Origin of the sequence: Alicyclobacillus fodiniaquatilis (genome assembly GCF_042678105.1) — a bacterium.
Lineage (GTDB): Bacteria > Bacillota > Bacilli > Alicyclobacillales > Alicyclobacillaceae > Alicyclobacillus > Alicyclobacillus fodiniaquatilis.
This window is the reverse complement of sequence record NZ_JBHUCX010000083.1, coordinates 130,397-153,930: the sequence shown is the minus strand read 5'-3', so window position 1 is coordinate 153,930 and position 23,534 is coordinate 130,397. Positions and strand designations below refer to the sequence as shown.

Below are 23,534 nucleotides of genomic sequence, written 5' to 3'. Positions count from 1 at the left end.
TTTTATGCTTTTGAAAATGTGTTTATCACATCGACTGGCTGGAGGATTCTGTGACAGTCCCTCTGTTCTTCAGCTTAGTTGACTTTAAGATCACGAACGAAAGCGCGACGATGACCAAACACGCCCAATAGACATTCCGATAACCAGCGAATTGGGCAATGGCGCCTCCGGCCAGATTGCCAATCAGCATGCCGATACTAGAAGCATTGGAATAGAACGTTGTCGCGATGCCCGGCGATTCGGGCAACAGATCTTGAAAGTAACTGAGACCAATCCCCATGACAATCGCGACAAACGTAGCCTGGAGAATCTGTATGACAAAAACGAGCCAAATCTGCGGCGTAAGGCCAAGAATCGCGTAGAGCACCCCCGCGATCAAACAACCATACATCATCAGCACATGATTGGAGATTTTCTTTGCGATGGCGCCGAGCCCAATCATGATGGGAATCTCCAATCCCGCGCACAGGCTGATGACAAGGCCGACGTCATGCGCTTTCGCATGAAGGGTATGCACGATAAAGAGGGGGGTATTCAAATTGTAGGTAAACGCTGCCATATACAAAAGTATAAAGGCAGCAAAAGGTTTGTATAAATCTTTGTGTCGATTGGATGCGGCGAAGTTCGTTTGAACAGGTCGAGCGCCGGTTGCCACTGGTTTTCGCTTCAGAAACAGAAAAACGACGATGGCAATGATGAGAAATAAACTTGAGGTGCAGAGAAACAAACCTCGATACCCAGCTTGTGCCAACACGATGGTTCCGAATAGCGGACCAATCAGGAAACCCAAAGAGAACAGTGAGCGCAACGTGGAGGTGGCAAAAGTGCTGTCGGCCGATTTGCTGGCGACGGTCGCCTCCCGCGCGTAGGCAAAGATCTGCGGCATAGCGGGCGCGCCACATCCAGCCAAAATGCCGATGATAACCAGCAAAAGAAAGTAATTGTGAAAAAGCAGATATGTGACATACACAGAAGCGGACGCAATGGCTGCAAACAAAATGATGTATTTGCGATCAAACCCACCATCAGTTCGACGCGCGATCAAAGAATTGACCAAAACGCCGCACAAGGAATTCACGGCCATTAATATGCCATAGGCGCCAGCGGTCATTCCAATGCTTCCGGTGCAGTAAAGCGATAAATACGGCCCGCTGATGGCGGATGCCACACCAATTAGGCCAACACAGACGACGAATAAGCCATACCCCTTTATGGTGAATAAGTTCAGCAGTCGGTGATACACTGGTAAGCCCTCCTGTATCTCTATACACATATTTGTCGTGGGCGCACTCAGTTGTCGCTGATTTGTCCACCAAGTAAGGCCATCTATATGAGGCAGGACAAGATTATCATCTTGAAAGACGATAGTACATACTTAATATTGCGAATTCATGTACTATATTGCTGTGCTTACGACAGCAGAAAGACACACAAGAGAGGGATGATGAGCATGACCACATTGTATCTCGTACGACATGGTATAAAGGTAAAAGAGATTGGGGATGTTCCCTTATCTGCCAATGGATTGGAACAGGCCAAGCTTACCGCTTCCTTACTCGAAGATAAATCGATAAAACATGTCTATGCCAGCCCACTTAGGAGGGCGAAGGAAACAGCGCAGTGCATCGCTTCCCCTCATGCGCTCCCTGTTTTGGAGGATGACAGATTGCGAGAGCGGGCGAATTGGGGGGACTTGGCTGGCCAGACATTTCAGGAATTTGTTGATATGTGGAATAGATGTTCAAGGGACCGCGAGTACGTTCCGCCCGTTGGGGATTCAGCACAGCGGGCAGGTGAGCGACTCGACGCATTTGCAAAGGAAGTCAGTAAAGTACACGCAAATGACGAAATTGTCGCGGTTACGCATGGAGCCATCATTACAGATTTTATGATTAATTGTCTTTCACTTGACGAACTAAACCAGCTTCACCCCCGGTTTCTTGAGATGCAGAGTCAGCTCATTCCCGAATGTTCTATTACGGTGATCCAAGTCAACGATCGTGGATATCAATTGCAGAGATTTGCCGATGTTCGTCATTTATAATATCTCCACCAGTACATTTCATGGGACAGGCGTGGTTACACACGTTGTCTTTTTGCCATACGATGTGAGCAAACGAGGCTATAAGACGCGGTTGTGAAGGGGTGAACCAACAGGCACTGAGATTCAAGTAGTTTCACTTTGAAATGAGTGACAATCATATATTTTGATGGGCTTGTGGGGGTGTCCATGTGAACGGAGAGACAAAGACGCCACAAGAAAGAATTCAATCCTTGGAAGACCGCTTTTCTTCATTGGAAGTTGGGATGGATCGGGTGGAGCAGGCGTTGACAAAAATGGGGGAGCAGTTTGAGGATTTGAAAGAAAAATTGGACGCTCGCTATCCGACACAAGAGAGCGTCAATCTCCGATTTGATGCGCTGTGGAAAGACGTGATCGACATGAAGGAGGAGCACCAAACCGTTCGCAAGGATGTCGAGCGCTTAAAGGGTGGGTTCTACAGATTCGTTGGGGGTGCTGCGGTTGCGGGCGCCTTGATTGGGTACGGACTTGAGGTGCTGCACATGTGGAAAGGATGAAGGAGGGGCTTCATCCCACCATGGCAGATGAGGTGCTGGCCGTCCCGTCTGCTTGTGTGAACCGTTGTGATGGTGATGAGCTCAAACTTTATCTGCGCAACATCATTTCTTGGACGGTCATCAACCAACTGACGATTCTGTCAGTGTCAGGTTCATCTGGAAGCGCGGTATGTCGGTAGGCGTCGTTCATTTTGTCCTTCATTTCCGCAGCGAAATGTTCCACCTGCGCAATGTTCCACGCGCCATGTTTAATGGCAAGCAGTTCTTTCGCATCTGGCCTTCGAACTCGAACAATGCCCTCCGTCAAGATTTCATACCCCATCCGATAAAGCCGGACAACGTGGCTTGCATGTTTTGTGTCGTATCCGTATTTCTTGATCCTCGCTTGATGGGCACCGTGTCTCCCGCCAGGATTGCGAAGCTTGGCGAGCTGATGGTGGGCGTAACCGCCGAATGTATGAAAAACGCGTTTGCTTAAAAACAAATGGGCCATTTTCTGTAATTGTTGCGCTGTAGGCGTTGATTTGATGATGCAATCGTCTGGGGAAAACAGTGCATCCAAAATGTTTGGATTGGCATCCAGTGCCAACTTGATAAATTTGGGGAGGGTATACAATACGACATCAGGGTCTTTCGTCTCAAATTGGTCATTCCATGATGCTAGACCGACCAACATTCCTCGTGAAGCTGGAATGATTCCCCGATAGTCATTGTCGCTGTCGACTGTATTTGTGCCATATGCATGTGAACCTGCTTGTACAATGAGCAGTGCATTTTTAGGAAACATGTGCATAAAAAGTTTCTGCCTCCAAAAGACGTCGTTATCATTGCCGTATGTGATGTTTTTGCGCTTTATAAGCTAGCAGCCTGTCCATTTCAGACGAACTTAACGGTTTTTGCGTTCTGTTGAGGGTTGTTGTCCTTAACATCATCGTGATGTGGGCATAACATATGAAATACGGTGCGGATTGGAGGCTGACATGGAACAGCATATCACATTTGAACGTCACATTCGCGATACGGCAATTGTGTTCTTTACTGTGTTCGCAATCATCAATGGGTTACCTGATGATGGCTTCAAACATGTATGCAAGTGCAGTGCAACTTTGTTTTGCACAGTCAGGCTAATCCTTGCCATCCTCATCCTTTTGCCAGAAGAGCTTTTTAAAGATGCTTGATGCACTTCAATTTTATGACAAACAAGTGATGGTTGTTACAAATATAGGCAGGATGAGGGATTATCACGCCAACATTTTCACTCATTTTTCGGAGGCTGTTTCCCAAAAGGTATAACCACAGGCTTCATCTTACGGAAAAAAGACCGCCATGTGCGGTCTTTTTCACATTGCCCTTTTTGCGTATTTACCATCACACGCCTCGAATGTGCACCCACAACTTTACCCTTTTTACAAAACCATTAGGAAATCTGCACATCACTTCAACATGTTCTCAATATGCGATTGATATCATTCAAAGTGAAAAAGTAGAGAGGTGAGATGATATTACTACAACGCTGGAGGTCGTGCGAATGAACAGCGAGGATATGTTCGAATTAATCTGGACCCAAAAGACAGCAATTCAACAAATGCACTCAGCAGGAAAAAACAATGCCACATTTATATGTCCATTTTGTTTTCAAACGTCTTATATCCGTTTCACAGAGAGTGGAGGCTATTATTCATACTGTTCGCAAGGGTGTTTCAGTGATCGACATGATGAAAACAGCGGATTTATATCTGGGTAATGACAGCAATGGGCTTTTATTTTTCCAAACACCGTTATTGGTAACATTTTGGTTCATACACCTCAAATATCTGTAAACTGGCCTGCCATTGAAACTTGTCACCAAGAAGATAACGAAAGTTTGGAAATTCATTTTTGTAAATCATCTGTGCTTCAAATGTGTCCCAGAAAGTAATCCATTGGTATTCGCCAGTTTCGTAATCTGTCAGGAAGTCTGCCTTCACGAAACCTTTCTGTTTTGAGAGCCACGTCATGGCTACATTGGCCATGTGTTGCGCCTCCCATTCTGTATCTGTGCCAAGGACAAACTTCACCACGTGCGCATACATCGGCAATGCTCCCCTAATTTATAATATCTCAAATATATTATGGGTAACGGCTTGTCCAGATTCCTGACATCTGATATTTTGGGACCACCTGCCAGTGAAGTGAACCCGATGAATCGGCAGCAACCGCCTTGGCCATGAGCAACCGGATGGCCGTATTGGAATGTCTAGTAGTTTCTGAGGACGGTTGATCTCACCCGTGAACTTCGAATATCCTTCATTTGTATGAGGCCCCCGCCAGAAATGGGGGGCTATTCGTTTATAATCCCGGGGGAATGAATCATGGAATTGAAGCTGCTCGAAGCTTTTGCAGTCTTGTCTGAGGAGTTGCATTTCACGCGTGCTGCCGAGCGGCTCGGTATTGCTCAGCCCACCCTCAGCCTACAAATCCGCGCCCTGGAAGAACAGGTAGGTTTGCCCTTGTTTGATCGCATCGGCAAGCGGATCACGTTGACCCAGGCCGGGGTGGTATTGCTCAAGCATACCAAACAAGTGATGCAAACGATAAAGAGTGCGCAAGATGAACTTGATGATCTCAAACATCTCTACACAGGAACACTCAACGTGGGTATGCTTTCTGGGGACTTAGACTTCAGGCTGACAAACATTGTCATTGAGTTTCATCGAGAATTTCCTGATATCAAACTGACCCTGCAGGGGTCAGTAAACATTCGTCAAATGGTGCTGCAAAATCAAGCGGACATTGGTTTGACCGTTCTGGGGCATGAGGATGATAGAATCATTCAGATTCCACTGATTCATGAGACATTCGGGATTGTAACAAGTGAGCGTCACTCGTTGGCGGATCGGATAGAATTCCCCTTTGTTGATTTACATAGATTACCGCTGATTCTCTTCCCGAAAGGTTTTGTTGGAAGGGATTTAATCGATTCGCACAGTGATGAGAAGGGCATCCGTTTGGAACCCATCATTGAAACCTCAACAGTGCCTTCCATCATCAACATGGTGCGCAATGACCTCGGCGTTTCTGTTTTTTCAAGGCAACTCATCGAGTCCATTGGTGGAGATGATTTGCGGTTCATTCCGCTTGTTGATCCAACGCCATTTCGTGACATCGGCATCATTTATCGCTCTGACCGTTACATCAGTCACGCGGCGAGATCGTTCGTCAATAAACTCATTTCTCGCTTGAAGCACCTGCGTTGAAAGTTCATTGCGATTTTTAATGATATGCATTAGGTTCATTGAATTGTTTTATTCTCTGTTGCTTCGTACACTGTACATAGGCTTCAAGGTCCAAGCATATGTGGGGGGAATGTTGTGAAATCGCGCAATCAGATTTTTGTGTTCGCCCTATTTCTAGCGGCGTTAAATTTAAGGCCGGGGATTACATCTGTATCGCCTATTTTAAATGAGGTGAGCGATGTTCTCGGGATGAATGCTGTTGTAGCAAGTCTGTTGACGTCTATTCCGGTCTTGTGCATGGGCATTTTTTCGCCGATTGCGGCGCGACTAGGCGCGCGCATGGGCACTGAACGGATACTTGCAGGATCAATGGTTATGATCGCATTGGCCACAGTGCTTCGCATTTTTACGCACTCATCACTGTACCTTCTTTTTACGTCATTTTTGCTTGGTATCGGGATCGCCACGGCAGGGCCGCTTCTCGCAGGGTTTATCAAGCACCATTTCCCGACTAAGGTGTCGTCGATGATTGGGCTCTATTCTGTGGCGATGGTGATTGGCGCAGCTGCAGGCGCGGGGCTTACGGTGCCCATTCGCATGTGGTTTGACGGCTCTTGGCGTTGGGCGTTGACAATGTGGGCCATTTTGGCCTTGGTGGCGATTCCGATTTGGCTATTCGCGTCAAGACACCCGGATGCGTCGCACAACGCGGCATCCGCGCCACAGCATGTGCCACTTCCATGGAAAAGAGGACGAGCTTGGGTCATTACGATCTTTTTTGGGCTGATGGCTTTCTTGTTTTACGCATTCACGGCGTGGCTGCCGCCCATTGCTCAATCTATGGGATGGAGCGCGACTTTTGCGGGAACCGTTTCGACGGTGTTTACACTGGTCCAGATTCCGGTCACGTTCATTCTCCCATTGCTCACGCAAAAATTTCCGCATCGCCGATTTTGGTTGATGTTATGCAGTTTGTCTGAACTCATCGGCGTGGTTTTACTGCTGCTTCCCCATGTAAATCCCATTGTTGCCGCCGTTTTTATCGGGATTGGCGCTGGGGGCCTTTTTCCACTCTCGCTCTTGTTGCCCATCGACGCAACAACGACCGCATCAGAAGCCAGCTCGTGGTCAGCGATGGCTCAGTCCATCGGCTACATCATTGGCGCGTCTGGACCGATTTTCGTAGGTATGTTGCACGGCGCTTTCAATGGGTTTGCCGCAGCGCTCGGTTTGTTGGGGGTCATCGTGATCGCCATGTTGATTATAGGGTTTTTTATCACACACAGGCCGGAATCAGTGTTACGCTAATGTGTGTGCAGCGATGTCATTTTTCAAGCTGATTTCGAGGATGAACGCCTACAATCGAAGCGTACTTCATGTAGACAAATCATGAAACGGGTACCCAAATCAGGTTGGTTTACCGGGGGGAGCCGTTTCTCATCACCCCCACTCTTCGGAGTGGGGGATCGACTTTTGTGGACGTAGTCGGAAATATTCTTCTCCCTGTCTGACAGTTGGTTGACCGCATGGACCAGCTGTGTATGGTGCGGCTCACCTATGGCTTCTTTGCAAGCGCAATCCATTCGTTGGTTGCAAAGCTCAAAACCGTCTCGTCCTGGATGACAACTTCAAAATCTTTTTTGATATCCAAAGGCGCATGAAGGAGCATAGATGACACGGCCAATCGATGCGCGTCAGTGGGCGCCATTCTGTCCACCCATGATTGTAAGAGGTAGGTTTTCTTCCGTACGTTATCCTGTGTGATGGTAAATCCCTGTTCCTCCAACAAGCGTCTCCATTGAATGACGGAAAGGCATTCGACGTGACTCGGATCCCGAATCGTTTCTACAAGATTGACAAAATCGGCCAATGATTTGTCGTCCGGAGCGACATTGTCAATCAATAGGAAACGTCCATTTGGCCGCAACACGCGCGCGACTTCGCGAATAAATGCGTCTGGATGGGGAAAGTGATGTGGTGCGATGCGACAGGTGACAATGTCAAACGAATGATGTAAAAAGGGCAGTTCCTCGGCATCTGCCAACACGTACTGCGCGTTTTGCACTCCACTCTCGGTCAGGTGGTTTCGGGCAGTTTCAAGCATGTTCTCCGTCAGATCTGTCACCGTCACACTGTGGACAAAAGGGGCGAGCGTCTTTGCCACATGTCCGCCGCCTGTCGCGATGTCGAGCGCGACGTCATGGGAAGTGGGCTGCAGCCATTCGACGGCAAGGGCGAGATCGCTTCCATGAGCATGCCCTGGACTTGACACGTATTTCTCGGCATTTTGCCCAAATTGGGCTTGGACGTGCTGTTTGATGGCGTGTTTGTCGTGCATTTTATCCCCTCCTTGTTATGCTCATTTTACCTGTACAGCGAACGAGTGAGACATAGGTTGTCATCATAGGGACATCGAAAAATGAAATGTCGTGCAGTGGTCTACTCCCCTCTTTTCATGCCAAAGAAGTTGTACCCCGAACAACCTCCCTGCTCAAAGGGTCGAGCATTGGCATACCATACTGCAAACATTCCGAATGAATGTTTGTCTCTAGATTGCCATCGTCCCACACCAGCAACAAGTTCAATCAGCATCGCGGATGGCGTCCGCAGCGGTGCCGTTTAGAGATAGGAGGAAGTGCAATGGGTGAGATCTCATTACCGCGAGTTTTAATCGTGTCCATACCAAAAGGGGGAACGCATCTATTAATGCAGGCGGTGCTTGGTATTCCTGGTATGACGCAGACCAGGAAGAATGTGTTCAAGCCCAGCACCAATCCCATCTTGCCTGGCCAGATGGGCGTGATGCATTTGCCACACAGTCGGCAGATTGAGCGATTCCTGAAAGACAATCAGGTGAAAGTGTTGTTTATTAGCCGAGATCCAAGGGATATTGCTGTCTCCATGATGCACTTTATTGCAAACGCCTTTCCGTCCCACGTGCTTTACCCAGCATTTCAGCAATTTTTGGTGACGAAGCAAACCCGCTTGTCCGCCATCATCAATGGGGTAAAGTTCAACACAGATATCGTGGATACCGTATTGGCCAATTCGTTGCACGTTGCGAGTGGTTTTAGCGAATTCCCCAATATTTTCGAGTCTTGTTCACCGTATTTGCCTTGGTGTAAGGCGCGAAACGTTTGTCACGTGACATTTGAGGAATTGGCACAGCCTTCTGACAGGAGAACAAAGGCGTTGGGGCGGATAGTCGATTTTCTTTTGGATGATCCGTCTAGTCTGCAAATGCCGAAGCCTGTGATGGTCGCCAAAATGGAGCAGAATATCAATCCAGCGGTATCGCCTACATTTCGCGCTGGGCGGGTGGGGGACTGGAAACTGGAGTTTGAGCCTCAGCACAAAGCGGATTTTAAACGTATTGCGGGTGACATGTTGATTGACTTGGGCTACGAACATGATTTGTCGTGGTGATTTGTTTTTACAGGTCTTCTCACTTTTGCAGTGCACGCTGCGGCTCCATTGCGCTGCGCCATGGTCACAGTTGGTGGAGTCCGACTAAAATCAGCATCAATCCAGAAACCAATGACGCATATTTGCCGAGTAATTTTGCGATGACGCCAATGCCGATCACGTTTCCGAGTAGCATCATGATGTATCCCCAAACGGTAATGCTGATAACGGTCGCCCATAGTGTGGCCGCATTGGCGACAGTAGCGCCAAATCCACTTGCGATATTGGTGAAAGAGAGCGCCAGCCCAAGCAGGATGCCTTCTTTCCACCCCGGTTTTTTGATTTGTATCTTCGTTTTCTGCTTTGAAATTTTGGGATGAACATAAGATGAATACCAGAAAAACACGCCGATGCAAACGAGTACAATGCATGCTATCCATTTCGCCTGAGGAGCGCTGATGTAGTGCGAAATGATTTGGCCTCCATATGCACCGAACAGCGCGGTGCAAAAACCGACAATGTTGACAATGGCCATGACCTCGCGGGGGAATTTAATTTGCGCACTTCCGTAAGCGATGCCTGTGCCGCAGTTGTCGAAGTTTGAGCCAATGCCAATCAAATTTGCTGTGATGAACGCAGTTAACCAGCCCATTCCCCACGCCTCCGTTTTCGCTCCCTACCAAGGTATGGGGATCGCCTGCTGTTCGAACAGGGCAAAGCGACCAGGCCGTTCACCTAATTCATGAAAAGCGCCGATAGCGTATGTCCAATATCTATCATGTGAATATTTTTATATTGAATTTTACACATCAAGGAGGCATTTGGACTTAAAGGAATCAGTTAGACACTACGCCTGAACAGATGAGGGAAGCAGGCCTTGGTGATCATTTTGTCGATCACGATCCTTATACATGTTGTGGCATAAGACAGGCCAGTTGTAGTGGCCTGTCTTTGTCTGTGTAAAGACTGTTTATCCCTGTAATTACTGATAGCCGTTCATGTCGCGCATGGTCTGCATAGATTGTGGCGGTTGTTATTATTTCTTGTGTACGGATTTGACGATAACCGTTTGGCCGAGTTTGAGGTTGATGACGTGGATATTGTGCACGAGGTCGATCCCGCTCTTTACGAAAATGGTGTTGTGAAATCCTCGATTAATCACCAGTGCTTCGCCTGTTTTCAGATGAACAGTCATCGTGTCTGACGTTTCATGATCACGCGTGAAGATGCGCGTTTGACCAACGCTCATTTGTACGGCAGATATCATAGCTATCCCTCCTGCCACAGTGAATGCAGTCAGGTAGAAGCTTGTCTCCGCAAAAAACGGGTGTCCGAAAAAATCAGCGATGAAGTGACGTTGTTGCCTGTGCCTCCCCCCTCTTTGGTTTTGATCTGAAAGCACCGAATGTATGGCCAAATCATGTCGAAATAGAACGGGCGTGTGTCCTTTTAAAACGATTTTGCTGTGCGTAAGAAGGCATCATCTTATGTGCAGAGGGTTGTTTTGTATGGGTTCATGTACCGCACAGTTTATCAGGGCACTGGGTGGGTGAAGGTGTCGAAAAATGAAAGATGGCGCTCTGTGTTGCATAGGTTGTGAACAGGAGGTTGATGTAGATGGCGTTTACGCGTGTTTATTTACTGGAAACAGAGGAGCCGTTAGAATTCAAGGGGATCCAACCTCAATATGTCGTTGACAAATTGAATCATTCAAAGCAACAGTTTGTTGAAGTGGATGATGGTGTCTGGGTGAATAGGGCCAATGTCCTTTTGATATCAAGAGTTGGATAGAATTGCGGTAGAAAGTCGGATCGAATTGTGCGAACTTGATGTTTTTAAGATAATTTTGAGGTAAGCCAGTTAACATCATCTGATGACTTAACCACTCAATCCGAAGCCTTCACCTTTGCGGTGGGGGCGTTTTTTTGTAGTTAAGGCCAAATTGTATCAGTGCAGTTCTAGTGGCGGATGCTGGCAATATCCTGGGAATGAAAAAAAGCCAATTTCCAACCCGGAGGTTAGGAGATTGGCCTGTTGCTCAACTTGTGACTCTTTCCGTTACGCGCACTGGCCGCGGTAAAGCCGTTCAACATCTTGCGGAAAAAGTTGTTTGACGGATTCACAACTGCATGACCGCGACGATTGTTTGCAGCATTTTCAAGTCTTGCTTGATACACAAATTGCATGCCCTTCGTATCCAAAGGTTGCATAATACAGCACCTCTTTTCTTTTGTTGGTTACATTATATAGCCGTGTCATCAGCAAAAGTTGGCGGTGAAACGTTTACAATGTGAACGTTTTTTCGTGTAAATCGCTTGCATTGTGAACATTGAATTTGTAACCGCTGCCATAATGCGGGTAACTCGCTGACCAATGCTCAAATATTTGCATCTGTCTGCTCATCGTCGTATACTCATTCCGAACAGAACATATGTTCTTGTGAACGGCATGATGTAGTGGAGATGAAGAGACGATGGGAATTGCTGATGGCAACCTGTTTGAGAGCATGCGCTTAATGCTACCTGAACATACAGATGTCATGACACGTTTGAAGCGTGAGCAGCAAATCAAAAAGAAACCGATTCTTTCTCAACAAAAATGGGAGGATATAGGATATGTCATCAGCGATGCAATTGAACATCAGACGTCCGTTTGCATTCAATTGTTCAATTCATTTGAGGATGAATTCTTAGAGGGCATCCCAGAGGCACGGGATGGCGTTTTGTACCTCAATATCAATGGTGATCGGAAAAAAGTGCCGTTTGACCGCTTGATTGATGTTGAGGCGCTTTAAATTTAGAATTGCCAAACGGATGTCATATCTGAAGAGGGAAAAGCGGATTGCATAATCCATCGTCTCCTGGACACATTAATCTTTGTAAGGAGGATGATGTGTAATGGTGACAACCTTTTAGGAAGTCTCAAGACCATCTGCGACTTACGGAAAAAGACCGCCATGTGCGGTCTTTTTCATGAGGCAAGGCATTTTACACCTCACACCCCCAAACGAAACACAAGCGTACTCCAATACCTCTGTGATAGGTCCATGAATAAGAAATCCACTCAGAATGAAAGAAGCCCGTGTGCAGTCATCCATGTCTGAATTGTGAAATCGAGTTGCAAATCACATAATTCGTTTTCTCATGAGGAAAATTGAACTATGGTCTTTCCTGGTATTTCACAACAAAGGGATGGGGATGAATATGCAGAAAATCGCTCGCAGAACAGTAAATGCCTTATGCGCGCTTATCTTCGGCACGACAACTTGCATGTTGACGAACTGTGTATCAAATGTGTCTGCTGCGACAAACGTCAAGAAGATATATTTGACGTTTGATGATGGACCGGATGCCGTTTATACTCCCTTAATCCTCGACATTTTACATAAGGAACACGTAAAAGCGACGTTTTTTGTATTGGGCTATCGTTCGCAACAGTCTCCATATATCATACGAAGAATTCACAATGATGGGCATGAAATTGGCAATCACGGCTTCTATCACACGTATATCGCCCACAAATCGAAACAATGGGTAGAAAGGGACATAAGCCGAACGGATGCAGCAATAGAGGCCATTTGCGGTGTTAAACCCAAGTATTTTAGACCGCCGGGCGGCATTTTGAGCGAATCGGACGGCGCGCTTGTGCGCAAAGCTGGACATCCAATTGCGATGTGGACTTTGGATACGAATGATTGGAAAGGGAAGCCTGCATCATCCATCATCTCCATTGTAAAAAGAGAAGCGCGTCCGAATGCCATCATTCTCATGCACGATGGGGTACCTTCCAGTCGAAATACGGTACAGGCGCTACCTTCAGTCATTCGATATCTGCGCTCAAATGGATACACGTTTGCAATGTTGCCGGAACAATATCAAGGAGAGTATATCGGAAGGAAAACGGATACCACCAACTACAGATTGAGGTGAATTTACTGTGAGGGGGCGTTTTCAGAGCGGCAGGATATCAGATGTGGGCTTGTGTAGTAAAGCAAGAAACGAATATACCGCACCCAGACGATGACGTATCGAGGGTGCGGTATATTCGTCGATCACACAACCATTTTTCGCGAAACATTTGCGGTTAACAACCCCAATTGATGGGGAACTGACGGCGAGAAACCATTACCGATCCGATGGCACACCAGGTTTTTGAAGAGGAATAAACAGATCGATGATCCCGATGACCAACGAGGCGATTAAGGCGCCGAGCAGTGTGACTCGCATACCGGGAACAACCCATTGGGCGGCATAGAGAATGACGGCGCTGGCGATGAATCCAATAATGCCGCGTCCATAGTTTGTGATGCGTGGCCCAAACATCGCTTCAATCGCCCAACCAATCAGTGAAACGACGATTGCCGTGATCACAGCAGACCAAAAGCCGGCAATTTGAAATCCAGGTACAAGAAAGGCCACAAACATATAAACCAATGCCGATACGACGAAACGGACGATCGTTCCAATCCAGTTCATTTGGCTCCTCCTTTTAAGCAGTCTCAAATGTATTGTTCCATTTTTTCCTCCAAAATAAACCACGATGAGGTAGTCCACTTTTAGAGACAGCTCCGTCATTTTGCATTGATGGCGATTAATGAGGGTAAAATTCATGTAGGTACGTAAGCAAGCAGACGTGGTGCCAACTTTATGATCGTTCAAATAAAACCCTAATGCTGGAGGGAACACGTGGATGAACGGCGAAGATGCACTTGAATTAATTTGGGCGAAAAAAACGTCCAAACAACAAATTCAGTCGCTTGGGGAAAGGGAAGGTACGTTTGTGTGTCCATTTTGCGGAGCAACGGCCCACGTATGCTGTTTGAGCGACGAATACGTGTCATATTGTTCGAATGGATGCTTTGGTGAACGAAGAAATTGAGCATTTTTTCGATCCACTGGTTATCTGTCAAGTTCACAACATGCGTTCATTTCCCTCCAACGGTCACAGTTTATCCAAGTTCTCATCACCTACATGATCATTCACCGCATCAGGGATCACTCCTGTTTGATCTGCTTGGTGAAATCGTAAGGGATAATGTTCCATCTTGAAGGATGGAACAGCAGCAGTGCGTTCGCGAACTGGAAACATCAAAAGAACCCGCCGAAGCGGGTTCATCCAAACTAGCCAACTCTTGCTATCGAAACGACATTGTCTTTATTGACCCAAACCCCATCATCCACCTCAACCATCTGATTGTCCGAATGATTGAGTTTGTCCACGACACTTTGCGGTTGGAGATCCTTAAATTCCAAAGGCTCCTCTTTTTCCATTAGAAAAACACGTGTATAAGCTATTGTAGCCACCTCCTATATATACATTATGTAAACAATGAAGAAATCCTTCTTTTTTCTACAGAATTCTGAATGGTTTTTTATTCATCATAAAATTTTTCCCTTATGATGGTAATGATGGATTGGAGGGATTCTGTGAAAATAGCACACAGGGTATCGGCGGGGATGGCGGCAATCGCCTTAATTGGAGGTGCGTTAGATGTTTATTTTCATCATTCATTACGCTCCCAAACATCTCGCGATTACGTCCTGACGAACGATAAATTCGATGAACAGACGATGGAAGCCATTCGTGCTGATCTCGCCCAATATCATGTCTCGTCCACTCCTCAAGATCACGAAGTCTATATGGTGACAGGAGGGCTTGGCATCGCGAATCCCCGTATCATGGGATGGGATTCTGGTGGAAATATGGATTTTGGCGGTAACCAGGGAGGTGATCCCATATACAATTTTCAATTCACTTCTCAATCACCTGAAACATGGAAAACCAATAATCAACAACATGGTCTTATGAAATCAGTGCCATGGGTTCTGAAACACACAAAATCAGGAATTCCATATTATGAATGGGATATGACTCGATATCAAAAGGTCCAATTTTACTTCAAAAAAGACAGTGTATATGTTTTGTTGACGGTGGACTATTGGCTAAGCGAGCCAAAGCCGACATTTCCGGCAGGTGTGCTCTCCCATCTTGTTCCGGTCGGTAATCCAGTAACGACACAGCATGGCAACCCGTAATATGACACTCAGAGTATCTTCAAGTTAAGAAAAAATTTAATGGAATTTCGACAAACTCATGCTAAAGTAGATTATTGGGAGGAGAAACAAACCTGCAAACACGCGCTTACAGGCATCGCAGATGCAGGTTTGTGTTCTCGTTTATATCATCGTAAAACGACAGTCGGTTATGTCGGTGCAATGTGAATCTCCGTAATTTTACCTTTTTTGAAATTTCGATAAACAGTATGTTGCATCAGTATAAAACAAAAAACTCTGCGGCCACAAAGCATTTCATTTCCGTATCCTCGAGTGTCAGACCTGAATCATCTTCAAGTTCCCATAGTGACATTGACAGACAAAAAGATACCTCATCAGCAATCGCGCTGATGAGGCGTGAGTAGGTAGTAAGGGTGATAGGACAAGCGTAGCATAGGTTGATCCTGATATGTGTATTGTGGAATATTCATCATAATGTGTGCCATCTTCTGTGGTGAAATCATGACGGCTCGGATGCCTGTCGTACTCGACTTTCTCGTTACTCATCCAAGCAACATATTCACGCATCATCTCCACTAATTAAACTAGTGACCAATATTAAACGTTGGACAATTGAATAAAAAAATCAGACGATAACGACCGGATGTAATGGATGTCATGAAGAAATTGTAAGAGAGGGAGGAATGCGGAATGAAAACGAATGAGGTTCTTTATCACCAGCGGAAAATGGATATCGATATTTGGCTGCAGTGACACCAGTGAAACAAAATAAATAGTGCCATCCGTCGCAAACTGAACAATAAAAAACGTCACTGTGTGTTCACAGTGACGCTGGAAGATTCACGTTTCATCTGTTCGACTGCCCCAACAGTTTCATTAAAATCTGCTGGATTCCAGCGAACGCTGTCGGTCTGTTGTTGACTGTAAGGGCACAGTCATAAACCGTGTCGTATCAACAGTTTTTAAAGCTGTGGTGCCGAGAACCGGACTCGAACCGGTACGGGGTTGCCCCCGGCAGATTTTAAGTCTGCTGCGTCTGCCATTCCGCCACCCCGGCAAGATGACTACACTTCCGCCGTTTTTCATTCTGTCTGACACAACAGACAAATCCATGCGGGTTAAAACGACGTTGGATATTTGTTCCGTTGGTATTATAGCATTAGACGATGGACTGTTCAAATGAAATCTAACGAGCATCGTAAAAAATCCACTGAGGAGCGTTCGCTGTGTTTTTGGTCACATGAACCCTGTGATATTTAAAGCCGTTCCCGCTGCGGGAAGAATGAACTGCCACAGATAAAAAGTGAACATGTCTATACCCCATTGTGCATATCCATGTAGTGCCAGACAGGTAAATGGGCATCGGGCACATAAGGACTTGGAATATCTGCGGGGGTGAATCAGGCATGCTTCGGGAAGATGATTTTGATGAGCAGTGGGATCGCAGATACGGAACAAGTCGTGTGGTGGGGATGGCGAAAGATCCGCACACCATCTTTGTCTATTGGGAAGTGGATGATACACGGCGCGCACTCATCGCGAGGCACTTTTGTGCCCAGTGGGATACGCTTGCGCTTTATTTGTGTGTCTACGATGTGACAGATTGTTGGTTTGACGGGTACAATGCGCCACTGATTGCGCGTATCCGCGTTCAGTCAGAGGACAATTGGTATATCCACAACCTGCAATCGGATCGAAATTATGTCATCGATTTGGCGACAACTTCACTAGATGACCGTCTATTCTCCATCCACAGGTCGAATGTCGTCACGTTACCACTGGACAAAACAGCCGCGTTGCAACCAGAGGTGCAGTTTGCTTGCACGATACCACCACCAGAAATATCCCATGTTCATCCCTATGCGTCTCAATTTGATGGATATCACATCTGTGAATAGGTGGTCATGCGCTGTGTATTGACATGCGCATGCCGTTTTTGTGGTACGGAGGAGCTTTGATTTACAGCATAGGAAGGGGACACGCTATGACAACAGGCTATTTGAATTTGGTCCTCCATGCACATTTGCCGTTTGTGCGCCATCTGGACAGAGACGATAGATTAGAAGAACGCTGGTTGTTTGAGGCCATCACCGAGACCTATATTCCGCTGTTGCAGATGTTTCAGCGTTTGGTCAGGGACGACGTCGACTTTCGCGTGACCCTATCTTTGTCACCGCCGCTTATCTCAATGCTGGCCGACGGACTGTTGCAGGTGCGCTACAGAAGTTATCTGCGCAAATTGATTTCGCTGGCGGAGAAAGAGGTTGTTCGCACGCAAGATGAGCCGCAGTTTCACACGTTGGCTGGTGAGTATTTGCAGCGTTTTCTCGATATACAACAATTTTTTGAGTCATACGATGGCAACATTCTGCCAGCCTTCGGCGAGTTGCGCGATGCAGGGAAAGTGGAGCTGATTACCAGTGCTGCTACACACGCGTTTCTTCCTTATATTCAAACAGATGCATCCCTGCGCGCACAAATTGCCACTGCCATCGACGTCTTCGAACATCATTTTTGCTTTCGTCCGAACGGCATGTGGTTGCCTGAATGTGCATACACCCCGCGAATTGAGCATCACCTACAGGCATATGGAATCCGCTATTTTTTTGTCGATGCGCACGGTTTGGCAGCGGCTCAACCACGCCCTGTTTTTGGCGTGGCATCTCCGATTTTGACGCACGGTGGGACAGCTGTGTTTGCCCGCGATGAAGCGTCATCTCAGCAGGTTTGGAGTTCTGAATCTGGTTATCCCGGCGATTTTGACTACCGTGAATACTATCGCGACATTGGGTACGATCTCGCTGACGATTACATCCGTCCCTACATTCATCCCGACGGCATTCGCGTCAATACAGGGATCAAGTACTACCGCATCACGGGGACGGGTGGCGAAAAAGCGCCATATGATTTTGCGCGCGCGCGTGAAAAAGCGGCTGTGCATGCTGGGAATTTCCTGTTCAACAGACAAAAGCAAGTGGAATACCTGAAGCGGGTGATGGGGCGCACACCTGTCATCACTGCGCCTTATGATGCCGAATTGTTCGGTCATTGGTGGTATGAAGGCCCCATATTTATTGAGATGTTGCTTCGTAAACTCCATTTTGATCAAACGGAACTGAAGACCATTGCGCCATCAGAGTACTTGGCGCTGTATCCAGATTTTCAATCATGCCAATTACAGATGTCGACATGGGGACGAGGGGGCTATGGGGATGTCTGGCTGAACGGGCAAAATGATTGGATCTATCCAGCCTTGCACGATTGTGAACAGCAGATGATTCACTTGGCCAATGCGCATCCAACCCCAAACGGACTTGTTGAGCAGGCGTTGAATCAGGCGGCGCGCGAGCTGATGTTGGCGCAAAGCAGCGATTGGGCATTCATCATGGATACAGGGACTATGGTCGATTATGCAGTCAAGCGAACGAAACTGCACATTCATCGGTTCCGCGCGTTAGCAAACATGATTCGTGAGGAACACATTGACACCGCTTATTTGGCGAACCTGCATGCGAACGACAATATCTATCCAGCCATCAGTTATCAGATCTATCAGACAAACATAGCGCGTGATCAAATCAGCCATACTTCGTCGAGGTTGCGCGTGTTGATGCTCTCTTGGGAGTTTCCGCCGTTGACTGTAGGTGGATTGGCGCGTCATACCTACGATTTGTCTAGACACCTTGTCCAACAAGGGATTGAAGTGCATGTGGTCACCATGGCCATTGGCGACTATCCCTTGTACGAAACCATCGAGGGCGTACATGTTCATCGCGTTCGCGTGCTGCAACCAGACGGTGGCGAATTTACGCACTTCATCTTGCAACTGAATCTGATGATGTTGGATGCATGTCACGCCATGGTGGAGCAAGACGGGGTGACGTTTGATCTCATCCATGCGCACGACTGGCTCGTATGCGACGTTGCCAAAACATTAAAGCAGCAGTTCGAGATTCCATTGATCGCGACCATTCATGCGACTGAATATGGGCGAAATCATGGGATTTACACAGACATGCAACGGCATATTCACCACTTGGAATGGGAACTGACGTACGAGGCGGCCCGCGTTATCGTTTGCAGCACCTATATGAAACAAGAATTGGAGACGGTTTTTCGCTTGCCATCAGATAAAATCGACGTGCTTCCAAACGGTGTGGACAGGGCGATCTTACAGGCGCCTGCCACTGCGCAAACACCTCGTCAGGATGTCGTCGCTATCGACAATTGGACACCAATGGTGTTGTTTGTGGGCAGGCTTGTTCGAGAGAAAGGTGTCCACTTGTTACTCGCGGCTATACCGTCCATCTTGGCTGAATTTCCTCAAGTGAAGTTTGTCATTGCTGGCAAAGGTCCAATGCAGGACGATCTCGTCACGCAAGCGCAACAACTTGGCATTGCAACACACGTTGACTTTGCGGGTTTTGTATCGGATGAGGTGCGCAATGGTCTACTGCGTGAGGCTGATGTGGCAGTCTTCCCCAGCTTATACGAGCCGTTTGGCATTGTTGCACTGGAGGCAATGGCTGCCCGAACGCCAGTGGTTGTCGCGGACGTAGGTGGGCTGGGGGATATCGTTCGGCATGCGCACAACGGTTTAAAAGCGTTCCCAAATGACGTGTCGTCTCTTGCTGAACAAATTAAATGGTTGCTTCGGGAACGCGAATTTGCGAATCGACTGGCAGACGTCGCGGAGCAAGCGTTATCCCGCTTTGATTGGCAACATATCGCAAGCAGCACCATTGGTGTATATCAACTTTTATTTCCTGGGCAAATCGCGGTTGAAATGGTCCGATGAACTGAGTGTCATTTATTTTTTGACGGGATGGCATGTAAACGAATACGTCTTGTCATACTTTTTTTTAAATAATTATATAATCCCACATCACAACATCACTGTGCAGGCAAAGGGGACATGGACATGAAGGCTGTGATTATGGCGGGGGGCAAAGGCAGCAGATTACGACCATTAACGAAACGAATACCGAAACCGATGCTCCAACTCTTAGACCGTCCCGCAATGGAGTATATCGTCGAGTTGCTCGCCATGCACGATTTCAATGACATCACCATGACTGTGTGCTATATGGCGGATGTCATCAGGGATTACTTTTCGAACGGCAAGGATTGGGGTGTACGCATACACTACCAAGATGAAATCGTCCCCTTAGGAACAGCTGGTGGGGTAAAGGCCCTACAGCATCAGCTACAGGAGACATTTGTTGTGATGAGTGGCGATGCACTCACAGATTTCAACTTGTCACAGGCGATGGAAACACATCGACGCTATGGTGGGATAGCAACATTGCTGCTGACCAGTATCAACTGTCCACTTGGCTATGGTGTGGTTGACGTCGGAGAAGATGGGCGAATTCAAAATTTTATTGAAAAGCCAAAAACTTGGGTTGAAGGGAACTCGTATTTAGTCAACACGGGCATCTACATTTTTGAGCCAGAGATTTTTCAGTATATCCCTGCGCAGCAGCCATTCGACTTTGGCCGTGAGCTATTTCCAATGCTTCTTCAGTTGAAGTTGCCGCTCTACGGCTTTGAAGCAACAGGGTACTGGTCAGATGTGGGGACGTTGCAACAGTATTATCAGACGCAAATTGATATGATTCACGGTCGGGTCCATGTCAATCTCCCTATTGAATTAGCATCGGTTTTTTGATGCAAGCGGGATCGGCTATCTTGCGATTGTCTGCCTTTGTTGGAATATTCTAAACGAAATCAGATGGATAAACGCCCATATTTTGCACACCCTTTACGCTCCCACTCTAGACTGTAGGGAGAGGGAGGGTGTTTTTATATGCGAGACCAAGTGCAGCATGTTTTAGACGCATTGCGGCAACAGAACGGCCTCTATGTAGCAAGCCCTTCAAACACATACCACTATGTCTGGATTCGGGATATCTGCTATATCTCCCTATCCGAACTCCATCGTGACGGTGGCAGATTTGAAGAAACTTATCACAGTATGCTCGATATTTTCCGGAAATACGAATGGAAGTTGACGTATCACGCCAAGCACAGGCCACGGGCGGTGTACGAGTATATCCATCCTCGGTATAGCGCGGACACGTTGGAAGAAATTTCAGAGCCGTGGGGGAACGCGCAAAATGACGCCATAGGCGCTTTTTTGTTTGGCATTGGTCAAGGGCTGCGGCGTGGGAAACCAATGCTGCGAGATGAGCGGGATGCACATATCATATCTTTGCTCATTGCATACCTGGAGACCTTAGAATATTGGAACGACGAAGACAACGGCATGTGGGAAGAAAATCGAGAACTTCATGCAAGCAGCGTCGGTGCGTGCGTTGCAGGGTTGCTCGCCGTTCAACCGTACTTTGCCGTGAGATGGGAAATCATTCGAGCTGGGTTCCGTGCGCTATACGAACTTTTGCCACAAGAAAGCGTTAGCAAATCATGTGATCTCGCGCTTCTGAGTTTGGTTTACCCCTATCGTTTGCTGCCACCAGATTTAGCACAAATCGTTGTCACAAATGTGGAAGAGCAACTGTTGCGCCCGAGAGGCGTCATTCGGTATAAAGGAGATCAGTATTATCAAGATAGCGGAAAAGAAGCGGAATGGTGTATGGGATTGCCGTGGCTGGGTCTCTGCCATGCTGAACTGGGCAATCGGGATCAGAGCTTGTCGTATTTAGCTTTGACCATGCGGGTGATGGCGGAAAATATGCAGATTCCTGAATTATACCTTCCAGAACAGGGCGTCGCGAATGAGAATGTGCCACTTGGTTGGGCACATGCGCTGTTTTTGGTTTTATACGACAGACTGTGTGGTACCGCATAAGGAAGATGCTCTTCATGCAGATGGTATGCTGATGAGATGTAGATAAAGGGAGGGGATCAACAATGCTTGGTCCCCTTTTCGGGCTGCTACATGGAAAAACGCGTGCCAGACAAGCACGCGTACGCGGGTTACGCTTGGTTCTTTAAAGCGAGAATTTCTATTCGCTGTTTGCCGTATTCACCAGCAAGCACGTCTAATTTCTGTTCAATGTCACTTAATTTTTGATTGGTTTGAGGGATTTTGTGCCTCAGAATTTGGACGACCATATTGTCTGTACTGACGGAATGTCCTTTGATTTCTTCGACATCTCTGGCTACATTATTGATGCGTTCTGACAGTTGTTCCTCGACGCTGTCGATGCGCTCCGATAGACGTTGCTCGACGCTGTCGATGCGCTCTGACAGATGTTGCTCGACGCTGTCGATACGCTCTGACAGATGTTGCTCGACGCTGCCGATGCGCCCTGACAGATGTTGTTCGACGTTGCCAATGCGCTCCGATAGACGTTGCTCCATCGTTGACATTTCGTCCTTCATCGTCTCTAGAAATGCGCGCAACTCGTTATCCATCCACATCCCCTCCGTCACGAAAATGATAGCTCGTATTTCAAATGGCGTATATATTCATTTTGTGTGCCTGCAGATCTCATAGTATCAGTGACAAGTTTTTTGCGCAGTCACCAAACCGCGTCATCTCACACATACATGGTCAAAAAAGTCGGTCTGGTTGTTCCGGCGTTGTGAGGTGAACAAAATTGCAAACCATAAAATACCTTTTACAGAACCGTCGCTTGAGCACCATCATTGTCGGTTTGCTGGGAGCTGTCAAAATCATTACCAGTGCGTTGGGCTGGAACTTCATCACCAATCAGGAAGTGAATGATATCGCGAATGGAGTGGCAGCGTTGTTGACACTCATCACTGTCGTCATGTCACATGAGAAACCAGCGAAAAATCAAGCTGCAGGACCACCATCCACATCGGCGAATCCAACACAGGGCAAGCAAACAAATGGCGCACATACAAATGATCCCAGCGGCACAGGAACCAGTGGAGCGGCCACACATATTGACCCACCGGATCCAAGTGCGGCGTCGGACGGTTATGCACGCCCATAATAATTGTTCAATATAGTATTTCCATACAGATGGCAGTGGGGTGAAGCACCTTAAAGGCAGAACAGGCATCATCTCATGTGAAACCATCAATGATTTTGAGCGTGGTCTGTGAGGGCGCATCAATTTTGTATTGCATTTTGTAACAAATTGCTTTACGGTGCGTTTTTAAGGTGTATAATAAGAGTGTACATTTAGGGTTATACCTAAGGGTGTACAGTCTAAAAGGACGGCCCAATTGCCGCCATGGAGGTTTTTTGATGCAAGAAGGTACGGTAAAGTGGTTCAACGCAGAAAAAGGGTACGGTTTTATTTCTGTCGACGGTGGAGATGACGTATTTGTGCACTTTAGTGCCATCGAAGGCGACGGTTTTAAGTCTTTGGACGAAGGACAG

The 23,534-nt window shown here is 47.2% G+C and carries 26 protein-coding genes and 1 tRNA gene; 16 read left to right on the top strand and 11 right to left on the bottom strand.

From position 1 onward, the window contains the following. Positions 1-25: 25 nt before the first annotated feature. Positions 26-1,243: a sugar efflux transporter gene (locus ACFSB2_RS20325; protein ID WP_377944932.1), complete on the bottom strand. Its 1,218-nt coding sequence runs from the start codon at positions 1,241-1,243 to the stop codon at positions 26-28. Positions 1,244-1,450: 207 nt separating this feature from the next. Between ACFSB2_RS20325 and ACFSB2_RS20320 the strand changes: the two genes are divergently transcribed. Further along, positions 1,451-2,044, top strand: a complete 594-nt coding sequence (locus ACFSB2_RS20320) for a histidine phosphatase family protein (RefSeq protein ID WP_377944931.1) — start codon at positions 1,451-1,453, stop codon at positions 2,042-2,044. 188 nt (positions 2,045-2,232) lie between these two features. Further along, a complete protein-coding gene (locus tag ACFSB2_RS20315; protein ID WP_377944930.1) occupies positions 2,233-2,580 on the top strand; it encodes a hypothetical protein in 348 nt (115 codons plus the stop codon). An 88-nt stretch (positions 2,581-2,668) separates the two neighbouring features. Here ACFSB2_RS20315 and ACFSB2_RS20310 read toward each other — a convergent pair whose 3' ends face one another. Continuing rightward, positions 2,669-3,373 carry a nucleotidyltransferase domain-containing protein gene (locus tag ACFSB2_RS20310; protein ID WP_377944929.1) on the bottom strand — a complete coding sequence of 235 codons (705 nt, stop codon included), beginning with the start codon at positions 3,371-3,373 and terminating at the stop codon, positions 2,669-2,671. Between the two features lie 187 nt (positions 3,374-3,560). Between ACFSB2_RS20310 and ACFSB2_RS20305 the strand changes: the two genes are divergently transcribed. Continuing rightward, the gene (locus ACFSB2_RS20305) at positions 3,561-3,758 is read left to right on the top strand and encodes a hypothetical protein (protein WP_377944928.1); all 198 of its coding nucleotides are present in this window, start codon (positions 3,561-3,563) and stop codon (positions 3,756-3,758) included. A 600-nt stretch (positions 3,759-4,358) separates the two neighbouring features. Here ACFSB2_RS20305 and ACFSB2_RS20300 read toward each other — a convergent pair. Then, positions 4,359-4,592, bottom strand: coding sequence for a hypothetical protein (locus ACFSB2_RS20300; RefSeq protein ID WP_377944927.1), 234 nt, complete (start codon positions 4,590-4,592; stop codon positions 4,359-4,361). Positions 4,593-4,931: 339 nt separating this feature from the next. Between ACFSB2_RS20300 and ACFSB2_RS20295 the strand changes: the two genes are divergently transcribed. Together ACFSB2_RS20295 and ACFSB2_RS20290 are read left to right on the top strand one after the other, a co-directional pair. Continuing rightward, positions 4,932-5,816: a LysR family transcriptional regulator gene (locus tag ACFSB2_RS20295; RefSeq protein ID WP_377944926.1), complete on the top strand. Its 885-nt coding sequence runs from the start codon at positions 4,932-4,934 to the stop codon at positions 5,814-5,816. 114 nt (positions 5,817-5,930) lie between these two features. Next, entirely contained in the window at positions 5,931-7,103 is a 1,173-nt protein-coding gene (locus tag ACFSB2_RS20290) for an MFS transporter (RefSeq protein ID WP_377944925.1), read from the top strand. 247 nt (positions 7,104-7,350) lie between these two features. On the opposite strand, the gene ACFSB2_RS20285 is transcribed toward ACFSB2_RS20290, so the two are convergent. Continuing rightward, positions 7,351-8,133, bottom strand: a complete 783-nt coding sequence (locus ACFSB2_RS20285) for a class I SAM-dependent methyltransferase (protein ID WP_377944924.1) — start codon at positions 8,131-8,133, stop codon at positions 7,351-7,353. 302 nt (positions 8,134-8,435) lie between these two features. On the opposite strand from ACFSB2_RS20285, the gene ACFSB2_RS20280 reads away from it, so the two are divergent. Beyond that, entirely contained in the window at positions 8,436-9,221 is a 786-nt protein-coding gene (locus ACFSB2_RS20280; protein WP_377944923.1) for a sulfotransferase domain-containing protein, read from the top strand. Between the two features lie 64 nt (positions 9,222-9,285). Here the strand turns inward: ACFSB2_RS20280 and ACFSB2_RS20275 are convergent, their stop codons facing one another. Both ACFSB2_RS20275 and ACFSB2_RS20270 read right to left on the bottom strand, forming a co-directional pair. Then, positions 9,286-9,852, bottom strand: coding sequence for a manganese efflux pump MntP (locus ACFSB2_RS20275; protein ID WP_377944922.1), 567 nt, complete (start codon positions 9,850-9,852; stop codon positions 9,286-9,288). A 384-nt stretch (positions 9,853-10,236) separates the two neighbouring features. Continuing rightward, positions 10,237-10,467, bottom strand: coding sequence for a hypothetical protein (locus ACFSB2_RS20270; RefSeq protein ID WP_377944921.1), 231 nt, complete (start codon positions 10,465-10,467; stop codon positions 10,237-10,239). A 350-nt stretch (positions 10,468-10,817) separates the two neighbouring features. Between ACFSB2_RS20270 and ACFSB2_RS20265 the strand changes: the two genes are divergently transcribed. Continuing rightward, a complete protein-coding gene (locus ACFSB2_RS20265; RefSeq protein ID WP_377944920.1) occupies positions 10,818-10,991 on the top strand; it encodes a hypothetical protein in 174 nt (57 codons plus the stop codon). A 227-nt stretch (positions 10,992-11,218) separates the two neighbouring features. Here the strand turns inward: ACFSB2_RS20265 and ACFSB2_RS20260 are convergent, their stop codons facing one another. After that, a complete protein-coding gene (locus tag ACFSB2_RS20260) occupies positions 11,219-11,410 on the bottom strand; it encodes a hypothetical protein (protein WP_377944919.1) in 192 nt (63 codons plus the stop codon). Between the two features lie 263 nt (positions 11,411-11,673). Here ACFSB2_RS20260 and ACFSB2_RS20255 point away from each other — a divergent pair, with 263 nt between their 5' ends. Together ACFSB2_RS20255 and ACFSB2_RS20250 are read left to right on the top strand one after the other, a co-directional pair. Then, entirely contained in the window at positions 11,674-11,994 is a 321-nt protein-coding gene (locus tag ACFSB2_RS20255) for a YolD-like family protein (RefSeq protein WP_377944918.1), read from the top strand. 409 nt (positions 11,995-12,403) lie between these two features. After that, positions 12,404-13,129 (top strand): polysaccharide deacetylase family protein, encoded by a 726-nt coding sequence (locus tag ACFSB2_RS20250; RefSeq protein WP_377944917.1) that lies wholly within the window; start codon positions 12,404-12,406, stop codon positions 13,127-13,129. Positions 13,130-13,324: 195 nt separating this feature from the next. On the opposite strand, the gene ACFSB2_RS20245 is transcribed toward ACFSB2_RS20250, so the two are convergent. After that, positions 13,325-13,675, bottom strand: a complete 351-nt coding sequence (locus ACFSB2_RS20245) for a phage holin family protein (RefSeq protein ID WP_377944916.1) — start codon at positions 13,673-13,675, stop codon at positions 13,325-13,327. Positions 13,676-14,320: 645 nt separating this feature from the next. Beyond that, positions 14,321-14,470, bottom strand: coding sequence for a hypothetical protein (locus tag ACFSB2_RS20240; RefSeq protein ID WP_377944915.1), 150 nt, complete (start codon positions 14,468-14,470; stop codon positions 14,321-14,323). Positions 14,471-14,626: 156 nt separating this feature from the next. Here ACFSB2_RS20240 and ACFSB2_RS20235 point away from each other — a divergent pair, with 156 nt between their 5' ends. Next, a complete protein-coding gene (locus ACFSB2_RS20235) occupies positions 14,627-15,235 on the top strand; it encodes a hypothetical protein (protein ID WP_377944914.1) in 609 nt (202 codons plus the stop codon). Between the two features lie 950 nt (positions 15,236-16,185). Here the strand turns inward: ACFSB2_RS20235 and ACFSB2_RS20230 are convergent. Beyond that, a tRNA-Leu gene (locus ACFSB2_RS20230) sits at positions 16,186-16,271 on the bottom strand. A 349-nt stretch (positions 16,272-16,620) separates the two neighbouring features. On the opposite strand from ACFSB2_RS20230, the gene ACFSB2_RS20225 reads away from it, so the two are divergent. From ACFSB2_RS20225 to ACFSB2_RS20210, 4 genes are all read left to right on the top strand, one after another. Then, a complete protein-coding gene (locus tag ACFSB2_RS20225) occupies positions 16,621-17,112 on the top strand; it encodes a DUF4912 domain-containing protein (protein WP_377944913.1) in 492 nt (163 codons plus the stop codon). Positions 17,113-17,198: 86 nt separating this feature from the next. After that, positions 17,199-20,012, top strand: a complete 2,814-nt coding sequence (locus ACFSB2_RS20220; RefSeq protein ID WP_377944912.1) for a 1,4-alpha-glucan branching protein domain-containing protein — start codon at positions 17,199-17,201, stop codon at positions 20,010-20,012. Positions 20,013-20,135: 123 nt separating this feature from the next. Next, positions 20,136-20,885: a nucleotidyltransferase family protein gene (locus ACFSB2_RS20215; RefSeq protein WP_377944911.1), complete on the top strand. Its 750-nt coding sequence runs from the start codon at positions 20,136-20,138 to the stop codon at positions 20,883-20,885. Positions 20,886-21,023: 138 nt separating this feature from the next. Next, a complete protein-coding gene (locus ACFSB2_RS20210; protein ID WP_377944910.1) occupies positions 21,024-22,025 on the top strand; it encodes a glycoside hydrolase family 15 protein in 1,002 nt (333 codons plus the stop codon). A 128-nt stretch (positions 22,026-22,153) separates the two neighbouring features. On the opposite strand, the gene ACFSB2_RS20205 is transcribed toward ACFSB2_RS20210, so the two are convergent. Further along, on the bottom strand, positions 22,154-22,594 hold the full coding sequence (locus tag ACFSB2_RS20205) for a hypothetical protein (RefSeq protein ID WP_377944909.1): 441 nt from the start codon (positions 22,592-22,594) through the stop codon (positions 22,154-22,156). 185 nt (positions 22,595-22,779) lie between these two features. Here ACFSB2_RS20205 and ACFSB2_RS20200 point away from each other — a divergent pair, with 185 nt between their 5' ends. Both ACFSB2_RS20200 and ACFSB2_RS20195 read left to right on the top strand, forming a co-directional pair. Next, positions 22,780-23,142 carry a hypothetical protein gene (locus ACFSB2_RS20200; RefSeq protein WP_377944908.1) on the top strand — a complete coding sequence of 121 codons (363 nt, stop codon included), beginning with the start codon at positions 22,780-22,782 and terminating at the stop codon, positions 23,140-23,142. Between the two features lie 257 nt (positions 23,143-23,399). Continuing rightward, positions 23,400-23,534: cold-shock protein (locus ACFSB2_RS20195; protein ID WP_377945007.1), on the top strand; the 135-nt coding region annotated here is incomplete at its 3' end.